The organism is Pacificibacter marinus, assembly GCF_018860665.1.
Taxonomy (GTDB): domain Bacteria; phylum Pseudomonadota; class Alphaproteobacteria; order Rhodobacterales; family Rhodobacteraceae; genus Celeribacter; species Celeribacter marinus_A.
Window position 1 is genome coordinate 141,001 of record NZ_JAHKPK010000028.1, and the last position, 20,992, is coordinate 161,992.

The 20,992-nt window shown below is 52.0% G+C and carries 18 protein-coding genes; 11 read left to right on the plus strand and 7 right to left on the minus strand.

Annotated elements, in window-relative coordinates; genetic code table 11:
- Nucleotides 1–2: 2 nt before the first annotated feature.
- The 4 genes from KO497_RS09660 to KO497_RS09675 form a co-directional block, all read right to left on the minus strand.
- Nucleotides 3–1,616 (minus strand): DUF3131 domain-containing protein, encoded by a 1,614-nt coding sequence (locus tag KO497_RS09660; protein WP_252729600.1) that lies wholly within the window; start codon nucleotides 1,614–1,616, stop codon nucleotides 3–5.
- A 168-nt stretch (nucleotides 1,617–1,784) separates the two neighbouring features.
- Nucleotides 1,785–2,177 carry an ATP-binding protein gene (locus KO497_RS09665; protein WP_215943759.1) on the minus strand — a complete coding sequence of 131 codons (393 nt, stop codon included), beginning with the start codon at nucleotides 2,175–2,177 and terminating at the stop codon, nucleotides 1,785–1,787.
- Between the two features lie 17 nt (nucleotides 2,178–2,194).
- Nucleotides 2,195–2,539, minus strand: a complete 345-nt coding sequence (locus tag KO497_RS09670; protein WP_215943760.1) for an STAS domain-containing protein — start codon at nucleotides 2,537–2,539, stop codon at nucleotides 2,195–2,197.
- Complete coding sequence (locus KO497_RS09675; RefSeq protein WP_215943761.1) at nucleotides 2,536–3,717, minus strand: PP2C family protein-serine/threonine phosphatase; 1,182 nt, start codon at nucleotides 3,715–3,717, stop codon at nucleotides 2,536–2,538. Before KO497_RS09675 ends, KO497_RS09670 begins: the two co-directional genes overlap by 4 nt.
- A 479-nt stretch (nucleotides 3,718–4,196) precedes the next feature.
- Here KO497_RS09675 and KO497_RS09680 point away from each other — a divergent pair, with 479 nt between their 5' ends.
- Nucleotides 4,197–4,739: a heme NO-binding domain-containing protein gene (locus tag KO497_RS09680; protein ID WP_215943762.1), complete on the plus strand. Its 543-nt coding sequence runs from the start codon at nucleotides 4,197–4,199 to the stop codon at nucleotides 4,737–4,739.
- Nucleotides 4,740–4,752: 13 nt separating this feature from the next.
- A complete protein-coding gene (locus KO497_RS09685) occupies nucleotides 4,753–6,492 on the plus strand; it encodes an ATP-binding protein (RefSeq protein ID WP_215943763.1) in 1,740 nt (579 codons plus the stop codon).
- Between the two features lie 7 nt (nucleotides 6,493–6,499).
- On the opposite strand, the gene KO497_RS09690 is transcribed toward KO497_RS09685, so the two are convergent.
- Nucleotides 6,500–7,930: a hypothetical protein gene (locus tag KO497_RS09690; RefSeq protein ID WP_215943764.1), complete on the minus strand. Its 1,431-nt coding sequence runs from the start codon at nucleotides 7,928–7,930 to the stop codon at nucleotides 6,500–6,502.
- 355 nt (nucleotides 7,931–8,285) lie between these two features.
- Nucleotides 8,286–9,296 carry a helix-turn-helix transcriptional regulator gene (locus KO497_RS09695; protein WP_215943765.1) on the minus strand — a complete coding sequence of 337 codons (1,011 nt, stop codon included), beginning with the start codon at nucleotides 9,294–9,296 and terminating at the stop codon, nucleotides 8,286–8,288.
- Nucleotides 9,297–9,492: 196 nt separating this feature from the next.
- Here KO497_RS09695 and KO497_RS09700 point away from each other — a divergent pair, with 196 nt between their 5' ends.
- From KO497_RS09700 to arsB, 9 genes are all read left to right on the plus strand, one after another.
- A complete protein-coding gene (locus KO497_RS09700; RefSeq protein WP_215943766.1) occupies nucleotides 9,493–10,971 on the plus strand; it encodes a sugar ABC transporter ATP-binding protein in 1,479 nt (492 codons plus the stop codon).
- Between the two features lie 11 nt (nucleotides 10,972–10,982).
- Entirely contained in the window at nucleotides 10,983–11,981 is a 999-nt protein-coding gene (locus tag KO497_RS09705) for an ABC transporter permease (RefSeq protein ID WP_215943767.1), read from the plus strand.
- Between the two features lie 28 nt (nucleotides 11,982–12,009).
- On the plus strand, nucleotides 12,010–13,050 hold the full coding sequence (locus tag KO497_RS09710) for a sugar ABC transporter substrate-binding protein (protein WP_215943768.1): 1,041 nt from the start codon (nucleotides 12,010–12,012) through the stop codon (nucleotides 13,048–13,050).
- Nucleotides 13,051–13,115: 65 nt separating this feature from the next.
- Nucleotides 13,116–13,862, plus strand: a complete 747-nt coding sequence (locus KO497_RS09715; RefSeq protein ID WP_215943769.1) for an alpha/beta fold hydrolase — start codon at nucleotides 13,116–13,118, stop codon at nucleotides 13,860–13,862.
- A gap of 24 nt (nucleotides 13,863–13,886) precedes the next feature.
- A complete protein-coding gene (locus tag KO497_RS09720) occupies nucleotides 13,887–14,753 on the plus strand; it encodes a phosphoenolpyruvate hydrolase family protein (protein ID WP_215943770.1) in 867 nt (288 codons plus the stop codon).
- Nucleotides 14,753–15,979 (plus strand): Tm-1-like ATP-binding domain-containing protein, encoded by a 1,227-nt coding sequence (locus tag KO497_RS09725; RefSeq protein ID WP_215943771.1) that lies wholly within the window; start codon nucleotides 14,753–14,755, stop codon nucleotides 15,977–15,979. Before KO497_RS09720 ends, KO497_RS09725 begins: the two co-directional genes overlap by 1 nt.
- A 1-nt stretch (nucleotide 15,980) precedes the next feature.
- A complete protein-coding gene (locus KO497_RS09730) occupies nucleotides 15,981–17,933 on the plus strand; it encodes an SDR family oxidoreductase (protein ID WP_215943772.1) in 1,953 nt (650 codons plus the stop codon).
- A gap of 367 nt (nucleotides 17,934–18,300) precedes the next feature.
- Nucleotides 18,301–18,633: an ArsR/SmtB family transcription factor gene (locus KO497_RS09735; RefSeq protein ID WP_215943773.1), complete on the plus strand. Its 333-nt coding sequence runs from the start codon at nucleotides 18,301–18,303 to the stop codon at nucleotides 18,631–18,633.
- 190 nt (nucleotides 18,634–18,823) lie between these two features.
- Nucleotides 18,824–19,891 carry an ACR3 family arsenite efflux transporter gene (gene arsB / locus KO497_RS09740; protein WP_215943774.1) on the plus strand — a complete coding sequence of 356 codons (1,068 nt, stop codon included), beginning with the start codon at nucleotides 18,824–18,826 and terminating at the stop codon, nucleotides 19,889–19,891.
- A 305-nt stretch (nucleotides 19,892–20,196) separates the two neighbouring features.
- Here the strand turns inward: arsB and kduD are convergent, their stop codons facing one another.
- Nucleotides 20,197–20,940 (minus strand): 2-dehydro-3-deoxy-D-gluconate 5-dehydrogenase KduD, encoded by a 744-nt coding sequence (gene kduD, locus KO497_RS09745; protein ID WP_215943775.1) that lies wholly within the window; start codon nucleotides 20,938–20,940, stop codon nucleotides 20,197–20,199.
- Nucleotides 20,941–20,992 lie beyond the last annotated feature (52 nt).

Genomic DNA, 20,992 nt, shown 5'->3' on the forward strand with positions numbered 1-20,992 from the left:
GCTCAATTCCCCCCCGGAATTGGACAGGAACTGGCCAAAACTTTACGTGGTGTCGGCGGCGCAAGGTTATGTTTTTCAGGCTGACACTCGGTTGCTGCTGTCTCTCCTGTTGTCGGCACGGCGCGGCAATACAAGAATTCTTCCAACGGGATAACCGGATCGAGTTGGGTTGGGTTCTCGCAAGCACAGCACGGCACGACTTCTTCCATCAAGCGCGGATGACACTTATTGTCACGCAAGCCTGTTCCAGCATAGGCCGTGTCCCAGAATTGCGCAGATGTGTTGATTTGCTGCAAGATTGGCCCTTGTACCTTATAAAGCAAAGCCGCGAGGATGATGCCATTGTTGTTGGCCGTTTGCAGTGGGATATAGCCGTTGCCATTCTCATACAGCCCTTCGTAAAACCCCGCTTCAGGATCATAAAGATCAGCGACACTTTCAAACAAAAGATCGGTATAATCCGTATCCCAAAGCGCCCATAGACCCACCGCGGCCTTGGCAGCAATCGCTGCGCGGTCAGGTTGATATTCCCCTGTCGGGTCTAATGTGTTCCACGCATAGCCATCCGCGAAAATCGAGTCATATACAAAGTAGGGTTTTCCGTTGACCTGATGTTCAGACCGCGCTGTGATGATACCCGTTTGTTCGTAACGACGTTGTTGAACCAGATAAATGCGGTTCGCAAACTCAGCTCGCCAGCCATGGCTAGCGGTCAGTCCGTCATAGGACTTGTCAGAGGGCAAATCCCAACCCATTTCCAGTCCGTCAAGGATATACCCTTCGGTTAAAACATAGTTTTGGTTTTTGAAAACACGTGGATCACGACCGTCATAGGGCACTTTCACATCGTAAATCGTGGTATAGGCAAGCGGCTCAGGTGACATGGCTTTATCAACATCGAAACCCCAAAGAGCAAAGCCTTTGGCGGCGTATTCTTCATAGCCCAACCGGCCTTCTTGCACGTATTGCGCAGACCCATCTCCTCGCTTGAAGGCGCCAAACATGCTGCCATCTTCGTTGACCAAATTGCAAAAATTCCAACGCATTGGAACGTTATCTACACTGTTTGCAAGATAAGGATTGCGCTCTTTGAGAATGCGAAGCCAAACCAACAACCGCCCGATATCCAACGCGGACATACCGACCTCGCCAGCTTCATTCGCGTAGTTAACTTTTGCCCCGGTTTCAGTGTTATACACTTTGTTGGGGGCTTCCTTATTGTATAAATCAAGGTTGCGCAGCGTGTTTAATAGCTTCGTGGCGCGCGTGTCGAATTCGCGCTTATCAATGATACAAAGCTCGCGTGCTGCGACCAGCGCACTGATATAAGAAGCCGTGTCCCACATCGTTGTTGACGGATAAGAGCCAACAGCATTCACAAGCCCCGTTTCTGACTGAAACCGTTTTTCGAAATAAGACCATGCAATTTTTGCCATCTTAAATTCACGGTCTGTCAAAAGGCCTGACCGCCCAAAATGCGGTCGGGAGATATCCCCTTCTTCATGCGCGCACTGACCAGCGTTCATCCCATCGAAATCAAGAATGAGGGGTGTTTCTGAACGGATCGTGACACTGTTGTACTCAGTCCCGTTGATGGACACGTTGTCAATTGTCATGGATCGCGGTTGAACAGCCGTTTCAGACTGAGCCCCCGATGAGGTTGGAAATGCTAATACAACGGCGGCACATGCGCCGGCCCAGGCCGTCTTCAAAAAGGATTCACTTTTCATTCGCATGCTCCGTTCTGGATGAAAATTTATTTTCGGGTACGTTCAACCCGATTTTTAATTTCGCGCCTGAAACTTCAAACTCAGACGCCTACGATTTTGCACAGGACCATATTCGACCCCGTCAGCACATTCTAAAATCAGCCCTAGTCCCCGACCACTTTCGGCCATGACATCCACATCAGACAACGCGCGCGCTTGCTTGCGAATATCAAATGCCGCGGTCCCATCAGGGTCAAAAACATCAACGATTAACAGCTCCCCGTCGAAATCCAACATCAGGTCGATTGGCGCATCTTTTTGCTCAGTTTTTGCGTGCAGCACCAAGTTCGCCAAGGCTTCGCTCATACAGATGTCAAATCGCATGAGCACTTCATCAGCCACTTTGTCTTGCAAATGACTTTTCAACGCCAAAACCATCGGATCGACCGCTTCGAGTTGGTTCTGCATATGAAAAGTCAATGCGCTCACAGACTTTCACTCATGGCCTGCACCGCAGCATCAACATCTGAGTAACTTTTAAACACTCGATCCATCCGACAAATTTTAAACATTTGGGTGACATCGTTGTTCAATCCGCAGACCACCAAATCTCCTCTATGGCCAATCCGTTTGAGCACACCTGTCAATGCACCCAATCCTGATGAATCCAGAAAAGAAACCTCCTTAAAATCGATCACAAGTTGCGACGCTCCGCCTTCAATCAACGCAATGACCTCTTCCTTAAAGGCCTTTGAATTAATGGCTGTTAGGCGTTCCACACCTGGGCGCACAACAACAATATGCGGGGGATACTTTGACGTATGTATCATGAATTTATCCTTTTTAGGGCGACCACAGTTAAGTCATCTTCCAATGCGCGGCCACCGCGCCACTCTGTCAAATCTTGAACAATTATGTCTGGCAATGCATCGGTATCGCTTTGGTGATTTTGCTCGATGACGGAACATAACATGCCGCGTCCAAACGGCACGCCATGTTCGTTTTCAGCTTCGCCAGCGGCATCTGAACATAAAACCAGCAAGCCCCCTTCTTCGAAGGCAAAGACATCGTTCTCATACGAAAAGTGAGAAAACATTCCCACGGGAAATCCGCCTTCCCCCACTAAGGTCGCTTGCCCCGTCGCATCAACATAGGTGGGCGACGGATATCCCGCCTGACAAAAATCCATATGGCCTGTGTCCGTGTCGATGATCGCACAAAACATCGTGAAATAGTCGTCATTGTCAGCGGCGCTAAACCGTTGATTGAGATTGGACACCAAACCAGCAGGGTCGGGTTTCCCGTCTTTACCGCATGCAGCATTACAAAAGAATTCAGGTGTTATCAGATGCCCGATGGCAACCGATAAAAGCGAGGCGTGAATGCCGTGACCAGACACGTCCACGGCATAAAGGCCCAGCTTATTTTGTGGCAAAGCAAAGCACCCGAACATATCGCCGGACACCATCGCAGAGGGCACGAAAGCCGAGGAAACATGAATGCCGCCAATGTCGCGGTGAATGGCAGGCAAAAGCTGCCTTTGCGCATCAGCAGCCGCTTTCAGGTCTTCTTGGATACGGCTGTTGATTTCTTTCAAGATGCGGTGCTGATTTTGCTGCTCTCTCGCATGATGCACAAGACGAGAGGCAACATGGATACGCGCTTTCAAGCGTGAGGGGTCATTATCTTTCGTCAGGAAATCATCGACACCCGTATCCAATGCTTCGGCACTGGTTTCGCTTTGCCCACTGCCTGTCAGCATAATGATGTGAACATAATGGTCCAAATTCAAACCACGCACTGCATGGGTCAGCTCCAAACCATTCATCTTTGGCATATCAAAATCGGTGATTAAAATTTGAGCGCCAGAGGTTTGCACCAATTTCAAGGCCTCAATCCCATCCTCTGCAACGAGAGCAGTATGGCCTAAATGCGCAATCATCCGAGCCAGATAGGTGCGCTGAACCAAGTTATCCTCGGCGACGATAATGTCTAAGGGCATTTCCATATCACTCAAGCCTCCATTCTAGCAGGCCAACAGTTCAAATCAAAAGCAAACAAAAAATTCAGGTCACTTGCTTTTCCAAACCCGAACCAGTCGATGTTAAATATCACATCGCGTACCACGTTGCTTCATTGCTATCATCCTTAACCGAAAAGGACACACAAACAACTTAAAGATGCACCCCTAATTGATCTTATCGCGCTAAAAAATGTCAAAATACGCACGACATCACGGCAAAATAATGCAACTTTTCTTAGGATAAGCGCGCAGGTCCACGCGTCACAGGAAAACATAAATAGAATATTTTATTTTTGCCTCTGCACAGAATTTCGGCGGTCTTTCTTAAATATTCACAATTTTATCCTTGCCTTACTGGGCCAGCTAGGACTGACTAAGGCAAAGGACACAGGCAAACCACGTAAAGTACATACGAATGTGCATTTGCTGAAATGTCTTAACAGACGTGATGAAAGGACGGATCCATGAAAGGCACGATCTTTGTTGAATTGATCAAAATGGCAGAAAATGCCTTTGGCGAAGACACTGTAGATGAGGTGTTAGACAAGGCCGATCTTGAAAATGATGGGGCGTTTACCACAGTGGGAAATTATCCCTGTTCGGAATTGGTCAAAATCGTTGTCGCCTTTAGCGAACATTCAGGAATTGACGCCGAGACACTGCAAAAGATGTTCGGACATTGGATGTTGACTCATTTCGTTGAACATTATCCGCAGTTTTTTGCAGACAAAAAAGACGCATTTTCATTGCTGGATTCCATCGAAAGTGAAATCCATGTCGAAGTTCGAAAGCTCTACCCCGAGGCAGAGCTGCCCACCTTTACGACAGAGCGTACAACCCCGAACCAAATGATGATGGTCTATGACTCTCCACGTCCTCTAGGGGCTTTTTGCCACGGAATGATTGAAGCAGCACTCGCACATTTTGACGAAAAGGGCGGCATCACAAGCCAAGTCAATCTTGCCAAACCAACAGTCACAAATTTTGAGATTACTCTGCAATCATAAGGTATTATCTGAAATGAGCTCTTCCGACGATACCCGCGTTTCACGCAGCAGATATAACCGTGAATGCGCGGCGCGCGCCGAAGCTGAAAAACTGCTGGAACGCAAGAGCCGTGAACTGTTCGAGGCAAACACGGCCCTAAATGCACATTCACAGCAATTGACCGAAGCCGTCGCAACACGGACAGCAGAGCTTGTTCAAGCATTGGAACGCGCTGAGGCCGCATCAGTTGCGCGCAGCAGATTCATCGCCACTATGAGCCATGAAATACGGACACCTTTGGGCGGGCTTTTGGGGATGATTGATCTGCTGGAAATGGATGAGGTAGACGCTGAAAAACTAGAGCTATTGAACTACGCCAAAGCTGCTGGCACCGGATTGAGCCGGATCGTCAATGATGTGCTCGACTTTTCAAAGATGGAAGCAGGCGTCTTTGTTTTCGAGGAAGAGAACGTTGATATTCGCGCCTTGGCGAAAAGCATATCAATGCTGTACACGTCACATGGCAAAGGCACAGCCCGCACCATCACGCTTCAAATCGACGACAGTGTTCCGCAGCTATTCTTGAGCGATGCGACACGCATTCGGCAAGTCATATCTAATTTAATAAGCAACGCACTTCGGTATTCAACTGACGGACCAATCATCGTGCGCGCGACAGCCACGCCACATGCTCAAGGCGCCCTGCTGCGTTGTGAAGTCGAAGATTTTGGCGTCGGTATACCGCCTGAAAAATTCAACGATCTCTTCAAAGACTTTTCTCAGGTCGCCAATCCATTAACCGTCGCGGCACAGGGCACAGGATTGGGCCTCGCGATTTGCAAACGTATCATGGACGGGCTGGGCGGTCGCGTCGGCGTTGAGAGCAAACAAGGGGCTGGATCAACGTTTTGGATAGAGCTGGCCGTCACTGTCGTCAGCGCCTCACCGTCCCGTCCCAGTCAGGATTCGGATGCACAGTCGGCAACGCCGCCCCCTTCCATCACTGGCAAACACGTCCTGATTGCCGAAGACAATATCATCAACCAAAAAATGCTTCTCGCTTACGCACAACGCATGGATGTGTCCGCTGATATGGCCGAGAATGGCCGGATCGCCGTCGAGAAATTCGCGCCAGGAAAATACGATCTTATCTTAATGGATATTGCCATGCCGGAGATGGATGGGATCGAAGCCACACGTCAAATTTTTGCCAAATGGCCGAAAGACTCTGTGCCTCCAATCCTTGCGTTAACAGCCCATGTTGCAGATGCGATCGAGGCCGAGGCAAAAGAAGTCGGCATCACGCGTATCTTGTCTAAGCCTATTCCTTATGACGAATTGAAATCCGCTTTAGAAGCCACCCTCGGCCTCACGTCCAACACTGCATCCGCGCAAGAGACGCCCTCGCCTGAGGATCAAACCGCCTCTGTCGAAGATCAGCTGCTGGCGATGATGGACACAAGTGTCGGCGAAAACCTGTTAAGCATCTTCTCCGCTGACGGGCTCATCGATCTAGCGGACAAATTTGTGACAGATTGCAACCAAAGGCTGGACCTCTTAATCGCCGCAGCAGAATCCGGCGATATAGATGCCGCCTCAAAACAAGGGCATTCAGTCAAAGGCGCATGCCTTGCGATGGGATTCGAAAGCATGGCCGAACTCGCAAAACGTATTGAGCACCACTCATCAGAGACGTCAAAGGCGACGATACTCGAAATTGCGCAAGAGCTCTCAGACGAAATTGGTCAACTCAACGCGATACTAAAGTCATGATATAGAACTAAAATTTGAACTTATAAGTAACAGATAAATTGCCACCCAGAATGCCTGGCCCCGGCGCGTCGCCCCGATTCCATGCCCATCTGTTGTTGCTATAATTGCTATATGACACCGACCAATCATCAGCGATTTTGTAGCTGGCGGTGTAACTAAAGTCTGGCTGATACGAAGTTTGCACACCCGGCGCGTATAGATAGGCCGTCCCACCGATACGAAGCCGATCATTCACGGCATAGCCACAGGAAAAGTTTAGACTTTCATTCGCAGGATTGGGAAATCCTATGCTGGCGGTGCAAGGCAGTTTTTTATCAAATGGCAGTTCGATCACCGGAAGTTTGTAACTTGCGCGCAAGTTCCCATCTTTCAATCCATCGAAAAAATTGCCATTGGGCCCGTTAAACTGAGCCGAATAATTACTGTATCCTACATTGATTTTATCGCTGACCTGATAATTAAAAGCATAGGTGAAATCTGGATCAGATGTGGCCTTGTCGCTTGAATTCGCATAGCCGACCAAGGCAAAGCGAAAGGACAATCTAGGCGTCAATTTGGTACTACATCCCAAGCTTGCACGCGGTTTTGCAAACTGCAAAGTTCCCGCCCCAGACGCATCTTGCAGGCTTGTGGTCCCCGTTATCGCACAGGCCAAATCAAGCCGTTCCCAAAAGGTTTGTTGAGCCGTCTCTTGAACCGGCTCGACTGGCGATTGAGAATCTGTACTAGCGCCAGTCTGCGGTCGCACCACCGCCTCGCGTTGAGCTGCGGGTCTAAGTGGCGAGGGCAATACAATAAGCTCTACTGACTGATGACAGTCATCAGGAACAAAGGCCGCAAGATCGGGACAGGACGCATTTAACGCATCCAAAGACTCTGGAGCAGGCTCATCTACCTCGACCAAATCCTCAAGATTTTGAGCCTCTGCAATTTCCTCAACACTAGAGACATCACCAGCCTCCTGCGTTACCAGCGCATCAACGGCGGTTTCTGGCGTCAAAGTGACAGGTCCAACATCCGCTTGCCCCTGCTCACTCGTCTCATCTGATACGAGGCTATCAAGCTGTGTGGCCCCATGAGACCCAGTCTCGGCTAGCATCCATCGCGCGATAAATTGCGCCACGTCTTGCGCATTGGTAGGATCCGGCGGAGCGGGCCTTTTCTCGCCCGTTGCATAGATAGTCAATTCGGCCCCATCTGCGCCCAAAATCAGACATGACAGACCTTCGGTGCATGTGACATCAAACAGATTGCGACGTCGCCCAGCGTTGCTCATCACATGAGCTGCCCCATCTGGGTAGATCACATAAATCCAGTCGCCCAAAATTCCACGTTGATACCGCGTTGGGTGCAATGGACTTGGAACATCGACAATAATCTCTTCAGCACCTTCGACCAAAGGGATAGCGGTGTTGCCAAAAGGCTGTGGTATTCTCAAAGCGAGATCAGCCGTTTGCGACTGAGCCCCAAAGGTTACGAAAAGACTTGCCGTCGTGATCTTAAGCAAAAACTGCAATTTTGAGGGGAAACACCCCCTCCAGAAAGGACGTGTTGTATCTGATCTAATTTTCAACACTGAATTGTCCGTCGTCAGGATTTTGGAACAAAAGACCGCTTAAACATATAAAAAGTTTGGCGCACTTGGCTGGTTTCATTATGCGAGGCGCAGTCCGCGATGCAAGCCTCACGTTTCACGCGCCGAAAGCTCACCACCCTTGTCACAGGGGTGCCCCTCCCAATAACTCATCCGTTGGGCAATAACTGAAACGATGAAAAATTCAAAGTCACGCGATTTAAGAAAGCGCAGCCTGCTGCCGATAGGTTCGTGGAGACACACCATAATGCTCTGAAAACTTGCGGCTGAAATACTGGCTCGTCCCGAAACCCGTCTCGAAACCGATATCAGTGATCGGTTTTGATTTCATTTCTTTGAGCTGTTTTGCAGCACTTTCAAGACGCAGTTCATTTAGGTATTCGATCGGAGATTTATTCGTGACCTCTTTGAAGAGCGCGCTAAATTGTGACCTCGACATCGCACATTGTTTAGCCATGTCTTCGAGACGCCAATCATGAGACAGATGCTGCTTTAACCCTTTGGCAAAGACATCAATGGTCATGTGTTTTTCGTCCAGCTTCAAGTCAGAATCTGATTGGAAATCAAGAACCTCTGACAGTCCTTTAAAAACGAGATTGACATATACAGCCATCGCGGATGCGTTTTTTTCAATCTCACCCTTGGTCAAGAGATCATAAATCTGCTCCATGGCAAAAATCATCTCGGGCGTGCCAAGCCGAACCGGCGAATGATTGTGCAAAATCTGCTGCGCCAAGGTTTGTTTTTCGGTGTCAGATGCCAAAATCCAATCAGGCCAAACCCACGTGCTGTTCGGCCTACGCACCCCAACATCGAGTATTATAAAAACCGTCCGACTTGCAGAAACGTATGGACCACCAAGCGAATGTTCCTGCCAAGGGCTTGTCAGCGCCAGCCTTCCCCTTGTCAGTGTCTCTGACTTGCCTCCTGTTTCGAACCCAACAGCACCGTTTAGCGCCATTGTGATTTCGATACCTTCATTGAAATGGGACTTAACAAACCAATCTTGATCGCGGTCGCAATCCCAATATCCAATCGCGCAAACCCCATCTAAAAGATTGTTTTCTATCTGTTTTCCGGGGTACTGCCCGCGCGCCCACGCGCCACCACGAAGATCGCCATTCTCAATAGCACTTCTATAATCTTCGCATGCATCGGCAGTGTGCTCGCTCCCATCGGCCTGAAAAATGGCCGGGCTTTGATCTTCCATGACGCCCTCCTCTTCCCAGAGAAAACTTACACTATCATCCAAAATTTAATCCGACAAGACAGCGGAACCGATTTTAAGCATCTTGATTCGTGCAAGTTGATTCTTGTTAAGATTTGGGAGGATCTTATGAAGAATGGGAGTTTTTCTCTTTTTAGGCTGATGACGACTGTACGTTATCAAAAGATGGGTGCCACAAATGGCTGAAGCGCCCCTTCTTATTTTGCGTAATATCGTCAAGCACTTTGGGCCCAATAAAGCCCTTGATGGTATCAACTTTCATCTAAACGCCGGTGAGGTTCTTGCGTTATGCGGTGAAAACGGCGCGGGCAAATCCACGCTCGTCAAAACAATGTCGGGCGCCCATGCGCCGGACAGCGGCGAAATCATTCTGAACGGTGTGACCTACCCTGCCCTGACGCCAAGACTTGCGCTCGAATATGGCATTTCAACGATCTATCAAGAAAACATCTTATTCCAACATCTAAAGGTGTATGAAAACCTGTTTGTCGGGCGTGAATTGCGCACGAAACAAGGGCTGGTCGATCGTCCGCTCATGAAAGAGCGCGCCCGTGAAATCATGAGAATGCTAGGCGCGGACGTGCCTATTGATGCAATCGTCAGCGAGCTTGGCGGCGCGCAACAAAAGATTGTCGAAACTGCACGCGCTGTGAATTCGGACGCCAAAATCCTAATTATGGATGAGCCCTCTGCGAGCTTTGGCAAACACGAGGTAGAGCTTTTGTTCAAAGTCGTGGAACGCCTAAGGGATCGCGGCGTTGGCATCATCTTTATTTCCCATCATTTGGAAGAAGTCCGCCGCATTGCAAACCGCGTTGTGGTCTTGCGCGACGGGAAAACGATTTCCGATAAACCTATTGCAGAGGTTCAAGAGCAAGCACTGATCAAAGATATGATCGGCCGCACCGTCGAAGAGGTGTGCCACCACATCTGCAGTGCCACAGACGAAATCGCTCTCGAGGTTGATAATGTCGTCGCCCCCGGCGTCAACAACGTCAGTTTGACACTGCGGCGCGGAGAAATTCTGGGCCTTGCCGGGCTTGTTGGCGCGGGGCGAACCGAACTGCTCGGTGCGATTTTCGGTCGCAAACCGATCGAAAGCGGAACGCTGCGCGTGCAAGGTTCAAAACAGCGGTTCAAAAGCCCCAAAGACGCAATTGATGCCGGTATTTGCCTGATCACCGAAGACCGCAAAATCGACGGGCTGTTCCTAAATCAATCCTGTCTTGCCAACATTCATATTCCTTATGAAACCAAACGTCGGGGAAAACTGGTCAACTGGCCCAATGCCCGCGACATGGCCAATGATATGGTGGCAAAGCTGCGGATCAAAGTCGGCTCCGTCGAACAATCTGTCAAGAATTTGTCGGGCGGCAACCAGCAGAAAATCATTCTGGCGAAATGGATGGCAACACAGCCCCAGATCTACCTGTTTGATGAACCGACCCGCGGCATCGACATCGGAGCAAAACAGGAAGTCTACCGAGAAATCCAAACCCTGATCGAAGCAGGCTGCGCTGTTCTCATAGCATCCTCTGAATTGTCCGAAGTCGTCGGCCTATGTGATCGCGTCGCCGTTATGAAAAACGGGCAGATCACGACCGAGCTGGCTGGCGCGGATATCACCGAACATAACATCATTTCAGCCGCACTCTAGGAGGCCAAACATTGCCTAGTCGAAGCATCCCCCCCGCCAATACCACCGCGCAACCCTCGCAATCTGTTCTACGCCATTTCGCGACCAAGTTCATCGCAAACCGCAGCGGACCGCTGTTGATTGCCTTGATCGTCTATATCGTTGTTATCGCACTCATCGAGCCAAGGTTCTTATCGCTCTACAACATTCGAAACGTGATGTTGCAGGTCTCGGTCGCGGGCATCGTGACCATCGGTATGACGTTGATGATCATATCGGGACAGATAGATCTATCCGTCGGTTTTCTCGTGTCTTTGGCCGCTTGTGTCATGGCGACATTGTTAAATCTCGATATGCCAGTTGTTGTAGTCGTTCTCACGGGACTGGGGCTGTGTGTTTCGCTTCAGGCGTTATCAGGCTTCGTGATCTCGCGGCTCAAGCTTGAATCTTTCATTGTGACACTCGGTTTGATGGCCATCTATCGCGGCATTGCGTTGTTGATGACGAATGGCGCTGAAATCCCGCTGGACCGCAAATTCCAAGCCCTTGGGCGTGGCCGTTGGCTGGAAATTCCAATTCCCGTTTTCATCTTTCTTGGCGTTTGCGCGATAGCGTGGTTCATCCTGCGTCACACTGTCTTTGGCCGTCAACTCTATGCTGTCGGCGAAAATAACGAAGCGGCGCATCTTGCTGGTGTGAACGTGCTAAAATTCAAAATTCAGGTCTACGCCCTGCACGGATTGCTTGTTGGCCTTGCCGCGATGATCTTGATGTCACGGATCGGCGTTGGCAGCCCTAATATGGCCGCAGGATTAGAACTGGAAACCATCGCAGCGGCAGTTGTCGGCGGGGCCGCATTAGCCGGCGGACGTGGAACAGTCTTTGGCAGTTTTCTCGGCGTCCTGTTCCTCGGCATCATTTCAAATTCCATGAACATCATCGGGGTCTCGACATTCTGGCAATACATCATGCTGGGCGTCGTCGTCATCGGCGCCGTGATCGCCGGCAGCCGGACCAAAGATAAATCTTAATACGACCAACCAACGAGGAGGAACTAACATGACTATCAAAACAAAAACCAAGGCGCTGAAAATGAGCGCGGCCGCACTGGGCCTTTTGACCGCGATGTCGGGGAGCGCCGTTATGGCAGAGGACATCGGTTTTGTGCTTGCGGGGCCTGATATCTACTACCGCACCGAAGCGGATATGTTCACCAAGCTCGCAAAAGCGGCAGGTCACAGCGTCACAGTCGCCAACTCGGAATACAGCCCCTCAAAAGAACTGGCGAACGTCGAAGACTTTATCGCGCGCGGCGTAGATGTCATCGTCTTGCTTTCAGGAAACGCTGAAAGTGGCACGCAGGCGGCTGAACGCGCAACCGACGCAGGCATCCCGATTTTCTTTGTCGCAGCACTTCCTTCACCGGCGGGCTATGACATTCCGACCGGTATGGTCAGCGGCGATTGGATCGGCATGGGGCACACCATCGGTACGGCCATCGGCACAGCGCACCCCGGTGAAAACGTCGCTTTGATCGAAGGCGTCTACGGCCAAGGTATCGCTGAAATGATCCGCCAAGGGTTCGAAGCCGGTATCGCGGACGCAGGCGGCGGCAACGAGATTGTTCTTGAAAGTTCCGGCGGCTGGAGCCGGAATGGCGGCCTCGAAGTGACCCAAGATTATCTCGCCTCGGACAAAGACTTCAGCGTGATTTATGCGATGAACGAAGAAATGATGGCGGGCACAATTCAAGCCCTCGACGAAGCGGGGCGCACGGGCGAAATTTCTTTGTATTCCAGCAACGGTAAAGAAATCGGTTGGGAGTGGATGAAAGAAGGCACCATGTTGGGGACCGTCGCAAACACCCCCACGCTCGAAGCTGACTTGGTCTATCAAATGGTCGAGCGTTACCTCGCAGGCGAAGACTTCCCACGTCATGTTTACAACGTCCAGCCCATGCTGACCGCCGAAAACATCGACACAGCAGTTCCATGGGAAATCGACGCCTACATGGCCAAGCGCGATGCAGGTGTGCTTGACAACGATCTGATGTCTCAAACCGAAATCACCTCAATGGTGACGTGGTCATCAAACAACTGATCCCCCCGCACTGATGCCAATGTAACCCATCATCTGTTTCACAGACATTTTGAAAGGATTGAAAAATGAACCCTGTGCCACAATTGATGGTCCTCCATGGCCTTGGGGCGACAACTGACCAATTCAGTGGCATGTTCGATGCGCATTTTCAAAATTCGCCGATCGCAATGAACATGCCAGGTCACGGTGAACGCCCCCGCGAAAACGGGCGGGCAAGTTTTGACCGGTTTGCCGCCCTGGCTCTCGACACTCTCGACCAACTTAAGGTCGAGAGTGTCACACTCGCTGGTATTTCCATGGGGGCTGGCATCGCAATCAAAATGGCGCTTCAGCGACCAGATCTTGTGAATGGCTTGATCCTGCTGCGGCCAGCATGGATGGACGAACCGAACCCCAAAAACTTGAAAATCATTCACGATATTGGCGTCTGGCTATCGCAAGGAACCAAATTGGACGCAATTGATCGTCTGAACAAGGATCGGTTCTACCATGATCTGACGCTCACGAACCCTGCGGCCGCCAAGTCTATTTTGGGCGCGATCACCCGCTCCAACTCTCGCAAAAACGCCCCAGTTCTCACCCAAATGGTCGAAGACACCCCCCTTGCGTCTCTCGCAGACCTCGCAGCGATTGGCGCAAAAACACTGGTTGTCGCGACCCCAGACGACCCTTTGCACCCACGCGAGATCGCACAGGCATGGGCGGACCAAATCCCCTCAGCCACCCTATGCGAGTTGCCTTCAAAATATGTCGCACCAGCGGCATTTCAATCGGGTTTGAACGCAGCCCTCGACACATTTTTACGCCCTTAAGGCACATAAGTTTCGGAGTAAGACATGATTACCAAACGGATATCAGCAGACGAAATTCGCGCGAACCTGCGCCGCAAAGTTGATGCGAATGAACCGATCATGATTGCAAGCGCGGGCAGCGGGCTTGTCGCCAAGATTTTGGAAAAACAAGGGATAGACTGCATCAACACCTTCTCAGGCGCGCGGTTGCGCGCCAATGGTATGGGGACAATGTCGATGATGTGGCCCATTTTGGATTCCAATAAGCAAACGCTGGATTACACCCGTGAAGACATCATGCCAGCCCTCTCAGGCAAGTCTTTTGTCTGCGCCTGCCTGAACGCAAACGATCCGTTGAAAGATATGCGAATGGTTCTAGAGGACTGCATGCGCATGGGTGTCAACGCCGTTTCCAATATCGGCCCCTCTATCAGCTACGTCGATAAGGACAGCGAGATTTTCCAAGTGTTGACCAGCGCGGGTATCACCCTGCAAAACGAAATTGATATGCTCGTTCTGGCGCGCGAAATGGGCATGGTCACTGTTGGGCTGGCCTTCACCAAAGAGGACAGCATCGCTTTGGCTGAGCAGGCCAAGCCGGATATTTTTTGCTATCACGCGGGTACGACCAAAGGCGGCCTAACGGGGTATGACAACGGTTCGACCATCGAACAAACCGCAGCCGAAAGCGAAGACGTTTACCAAGCCATTCGCAAGGTCTCGCCAGACAGTTTGCTCGTGGGGCATGGCGCGGCGATGGAAACTCCTGAAGACGCGCAATACATGCTTGAGCACACCAGCGGTCACGGGTTTTGGACAGGGTCATCCACCGAGCGCCTGCCGATCGAGCGCGCTGTAACCGCAGCGGCCGCCGAGTTCCGGTCCCTTGGTTTTGCGAAAGGTGGCAAATAATGACCAAAACGATTGCCATCCTCGCCACGTTAGATACGAAATCAGACGAATGTGCTTTTCTCGCGCAAGAAATCACCCGCCTTGGCGCAGCGCCCCTTTTGGTCGACATAGGTGTCGTGGGAGATTCCGATCTTACGGCAGATATTTCCGCCAGTGAAATTGCTAAGCTTGGGGGCAGATCGCTTGCCGATCTACGCACCAACCCCAGCCGCGAAACCGCTTCCAAGGTGATGGTCGATGGCGCCACACGCAAAATTCTCAGCCTCCTCACATCAGGCCAAATTCACGGCATCGTCGGGCTTGGCGGCACGCAAGGCACCAACAATTGCACCCAAGTGATGCAAGCCCTGCCCTACGGGTTTCCAAAAGTCATGCTATCGACAATGGCGTCAGGCGACACCTCTGGCTATGTCGGCATTAAGGACATCACGATGATGTTTTCCGTGGCCGATATTCTGGGCCTCAACCCTTTGTTTCGCACAATTGTGTCGAACGCTGCAGGGGCTGTTGTGGGCATGGCCAATGCCTATCAACCGATCGCATTCGATCCTGACAAACCTGTCGTGGGCATCACAAACCTTGGCGTTTTGACCCAAGGCACGATGCACGCCATGGAAAAATTTGCAGAGCACGGCTTTGAAACCATTGTATTTCATGCGGTTGGCTCAGGCGGGCGTGCGATGGAGCAGCTCATGCGCGAAGGGCTTATCCACGCGGTATTCGACTATGCCTTGGGCGACATTATCGATGGCATTGGCGGCGGCATTCGTGCGGCAGATGACACCCGCTTGACCGTGGCCGCAGCACTTGGGTTGCCACAGGTCGTCGTACCTGGCGGCACAGACCATCTTGGCATCTTGCTCGAGACTGCAAACACTGTGCCAGATGCCTATGCAGATCGCGCCTATACCTATCACAACCCTGTCATTTTGGTCCCGCGCACAAGTGTCGGTGAAATGAACACGCTGGCCTCCATTGTGGCCCAACGCACAAATGCGGCGACAGGTCCGACGCATATCCTCGTGCCAAATCGTGGCTTATCGAGCTATTCAATCGCAGGCGGCCCACTTGAAGATGCCGCAGCAGATGCGGCTTTGGCGCAGGGCCTTGCGGCGCAATGCACCAATCCAGTCACCATTGTCGATGCCAGCGCCGAAGATGCGGCGTTCATCGATCTCGCGGTTGCGACCCTTGTCGACCTCATGACACAAAAACGCGGAGAATAACGTGAAAACACTTTGGAAAGACGCCGATGCCGCGGCATGCACCACGGATCTCGAACTGCGCGCCTATACTTCGAAATTGATCGGGGTTGAGCCAAAGATGGTGTTGCACGGCGGGGGCAATACCTCGGTAAAGTCAACGCATACCGATCAATTTGGAGACGTTCACGACATCATCTGGGTTAAAGCGAGCGGTTTTGATCTGGCGAAAATGGGCACAGAAGGGTTCACCGCCTTAGAGATGAAGCCATTGTTAAAATTGGCAAGTCTGGACAACCTTAGTGACCCTGACATGGTGAACGAATGTCTGCGTGCGCGACTTGACGCATCCGCCGCAGCCGCCTCGATTGAGGCGATTGTGCATGCGCTCGTCCCGTTCAAATATGTCGATCATTCCCATGCTGACGCTATTTTGACGATTTCAAACAGTCCAAATGGTGCGCAAAAATTCCATGACATCTATGGTGCCCGCGTTTTGGTGTTGCCTTATGTGAAGCCCGGATTTGACCTCGCAAAGCAATTCAAGGCCGCATTGGAGGCGTATGATTTCGGGACTTATGAAGCGATTATCCTCGAAAATCACGGCATTTTCACCTATGATGAAGATGCGAAACAGGCTTATGAGCGCATGGTTCGCATTGTGGATGAAGCCGAACACTGGTTGATCAATACCAACGGCGACCTTGCGCTGTCCACTGCGCCGAAACAAGACGCAGGACTGGTTGCAAAAATCCGCAAAGAGGCCTCAGGCTTGGCGGGCAAAGCGGTCATTTCGCGTCCTTCCGCAGCAATCCCGCCTGAGCTATCCCAAGAGATCGGCCAACTGCTGCGCAACGGCACCTTGACCCCTGAACATGTGATCCACAACAAGCCTTTCCCCGCGATGATCGACGCGGGTGGTCTGGGGCTTGATGCCTTTGCAAAGGAATATCACGCCTATTTCAAACGTGCCGATGATGACACATTGACGATGCTGCCAACGCATCCTCATTGGGCCATTTTCGCCGATGGCAATGCACGCAGTTTCGGCGTGAACCTCAAACGCGCCTCCGTGTCCGCAGATGTCGGGGCCACGACCCTACGCGCAATGCTTCACGCGCAAAAACTTGGCGGATGGCAGGGATTAAGTGAACAGGACCTGCGCGATCTCGAATATTGGGAACTGGAGCAAGCCAAGCTGCGACGCCAGAAACCTGACGCACGTCTCGCCGGAAAAGTATCTGTTGTGTCGGGGGCCGCATCTGGTATCGGGGCCGCCTCTGCTGCCGCATTGGCCGAGGCTGGCGCTGTGGTCATAGGTCTTGATCTTGATCCGAAGGTTGGCGAAAAAATGAACCGCTTAGGGTTTGAAGGCAAAATACTTGATCTCACCGATGAAGCGGCCGTCGCTGACGCCCTTGAAAACATCGTTCTTGAATATGGCGGTATCGACCACCTAGTGCTGAACGCAGGTGTTTTCAAAAGCGGTCAACGGATCGAAGAGCTGGATGATGCAACCTGGGATCAAAGCCTTGCGATCAATCTCAGCGCCCACCGCAAAACCCTAAAACAGGCGGTTCCATACCTGCGACATGGGGTTGATCCCTCTGTGGTCTTTATGGCCTCGCGCAATGTGACCGCCCCCGGTCCCGGCGCTGCAGCTTATTCCGTTGCGAAAGCGGGCTTGACGCAGTTGATGCGCGTGGCGGCATTGGAATTGGCTCCCGAAGGTATTCGCGTCAACGCCCTGCATCCAGACGCAGTTTTCGACACTGGCATCTGGACACAAGACGCTCTTGAACGCTCAGCCAGACGATATGGCATGTCCGTGGAAGACTACAAAACGCGCAATCTATTGGGATGTGAAGTCGGCTCAACAGATGTGGCCAATGCGGTCGTCACACTCTGCGATACTGTGTTACGTGCGACAACCGGCGCGCAAATCCCTGTGGATGGGGGGAATGATCGTGTCATTTAACTAGAACAGCCGACAGAGTATTCCCCCACAAGAAATGGGGGAATACCCCAAGGCTGATGATCGCCCATTATGCCCGTAACCGCCTGAGGCAAATGTGACTGTGAACATATAATAGAAACGAGACTGCAATCGTGTTGACCTATTGCCGATTACATTATTAATCACCGTATTTACCACCGTTTCGGTCTTGGCCGTATTTCCTCAAAACGCGATCAACAGGGCTTAACTTGGTCGCGTTGGGGAACTGATAAACAGTTCTGATCAAGACAACACGCCCCTCACAGCAAAGTCCCAGCGATGCTCATCCACATGAACCTCTTGAAAAGGAGTCTTGACGCGCGTCTATTATATCTATAATTCATGATATATGGATAAGAATAATGCCCTCGACGCGTTCAACGCCCTCAGCCAAGCCACTCGACTTGATGTCTTTCGTCTTCTCATCAAAGCTGGTGAAGTTGGCATGACGGCTGGGGAGATTGGCGAGACCTTGGACGTGCGACAGAATACGATGTCGACCAACCTTTCAATTCTGGCGCGTTCAGGTTTGATCCGAAGTGAGCGCGAAGGACGCAGTATTCGTTACTTTTCGGATATGGAAGGCGTGCGGGGCCTGTTGGCTTTTCTGATCGAAGACTGCTGTGGCGGTCATCCGGAGCTGTGCCAGCCGATCATCAACGAAGTCGCCTGCACCTGTTAGGAAACAATCATGGCCAAGGAAAGATACAATATTTTAGTCCGTTGCACTGGAAACTTTGCGCATTCAACCATCGCAGATGCCACAATACATTCTTGGCGCGTTAATCAGATGGCCCCGAATTCCCCTTCGACGATACTGGCACGTCTGCCGCAAAGACCGGAGACGTCCCTCTTTCTACAGAAAGCATGACATGACTGAGACATCACTTCCCGCTGCGGCTGGGCTTGGACCTTTTGAACGCTGGCTTTCCGTCTGGGTGGCGCTGGCGATTGGCGCGGGGCTGTTGCTCGGCAATCTGTTTCCTGACGCATTTTCCGCGCTCGCCTCTTTGGAAATCGCGTCAGTCAACTTACCCGTGGCGGTGCTAATTTGGGCCATGGTCTATCCCATGATGGTGGGTGTTGACTTTGGCGCGCTGCGTCAGGTGGGCGATAAGCCCAAAGGTTTGGTCGTCACGCTTGTGGTCAACTGGTTGATCAAGCCATTCACGATGGCGGCGCTCGGCGTGGTGTTTTTCAACTACGTCTTCGCAGGCCTAATCCCACCGGACGACGCGCAAGCCTATCTTGCGGGCGTGATCCTGCTTGGGGCTGCACCCTGTACTGCAATGGTCTTTGTCTGGTCAAATCTGACACGTGGTGACGCCACATACACCTTGGTTCAGGTCAGTGTGAACGATGTTGTCATGGTTTTTGCTTTTGCGCCGATCGTGGCCTTCCTGCTGGGGACAACCAATATCGTCGTGCCTTGGGACACCTTGATGTTATCAGTTGGCTTATATGTTATATTGCCATTGTTGGTCGGATATCTGACGCGACAGCGCTTGGTTGCCAAAGGGGGGGAAGCGGCTATCGTCGCCTTCAAGTCTCGCGTTCAGCCGTTCTCGATCATCGGCTTGCTGGTCACTGTTGTGCTGCTCTTCGCGTTTCAAGGAGAGGTTATCCTTGAACGTCCGCTGGTGATCGCCATGATTGCTGTACCTTTGTTGCTCCAATCCTACGGCATCTTCTTTTTGGCTTACGGGGCCGCGCGGGCTTGGGGCATTCCGTTTAACGTCGCTGCCCCCTGTGCCCTCATCGGCACCTCCAACTTTTTCGAACTGGCCGTAGCAGTTGCGATCAGCCTGTTCGGTCTGGGGTCTGGCGCGGCACTGGCAACGGTCGTCGGTGTGCTGGTGGAAGTGCCGGTCATGCTATCACTCGTCGCATTCGCAAACAGGACACAACACTGGTTTCCCTCTGAGAGAGGTTCAGCATAACAGTTACCCGCCTTGAACGCGGGCTGCCCCCGTGCGCAGTTTTTGGAAACACGGCCAATCCACCACCGCTCAGCAAGTTGCGAATAACATGATTTCGGGCTGGACGTCTTCGACCAAGCAGACGGCCCCCTGCATCTGGGACACCAAGTCGAAGCGGCAATATTCCAGCACTTCGACGGGGTCTACAATTCGCGTCTGCGGCACTCGTCGTGAGGTGGCGCCCCCCCCCTTGGGCTTCGACCGAAAGGGGGGCCTAAATGGGCTGAGTAGACAAGCGCGATTTGGTCGCGCTTGTTGTTTTCACCTCACCGTGCCAGCCAGCCGCCGTCTACGTTCAGCACGGCGCCGGTGACGTATTTGGCGGCATTTGATGCGAGATAGGCCGCTGTGCCGCCGATGTCTTCGGCATCTCCCCAACGCCCTGCGGGGATACGCGCCAAGATGGCATCATTGCGCAGGGGATCGGCGCGCAAGGCTTCGGTGTTATTGGTGGCGATATAGCCCGGCGCGATGGCGTTGACGGTGATGCCATGGGGCGCCCATTCATTGGCGAGGATTTTGGTGATCCCCGCGACAGCATGTTTGGACGCAGTGTAGGCCGGCACGCGAATGCCGCCTTGGAACGACAGCAAAGACGCGATATTCACGATCGATCCTGTGTCGCCTTGCGCGATCAATTCCTTGCCAAAGGCCTGACAGGTAAAGAACAATGCCTTTTGGTTGACGTCCATCACCGCGTCCCAGTCTTCCTCGGAATAGTCGACTGAATCGTCGCGACGGATGATGCCTGCATTGTTGACGAGGATCGAAATCCCCTGCCCTGTGAACACGTTCTTGGCGGCCATCGGATCGGCAAAATCGAGAGACAGGTTTGCGCCTGTCCCTCCGTTTGCCTCAATCATCGCCAGGGTGTCATCGCAGGCGCGCCGCCCCGCGCAGATCACATGCGCGCCTTGGCCCGCAAGCGCCACAGCGATGGCTTGACCGATGCCAGTATTGGCACCGGTGACCAAAGCTTTACGCCCTGAGAGAGAAAATAGATCAGACATATGACCCCCTTAGCGCATATCAGCAGGTTGCACGAAATCCATATCGGTATAG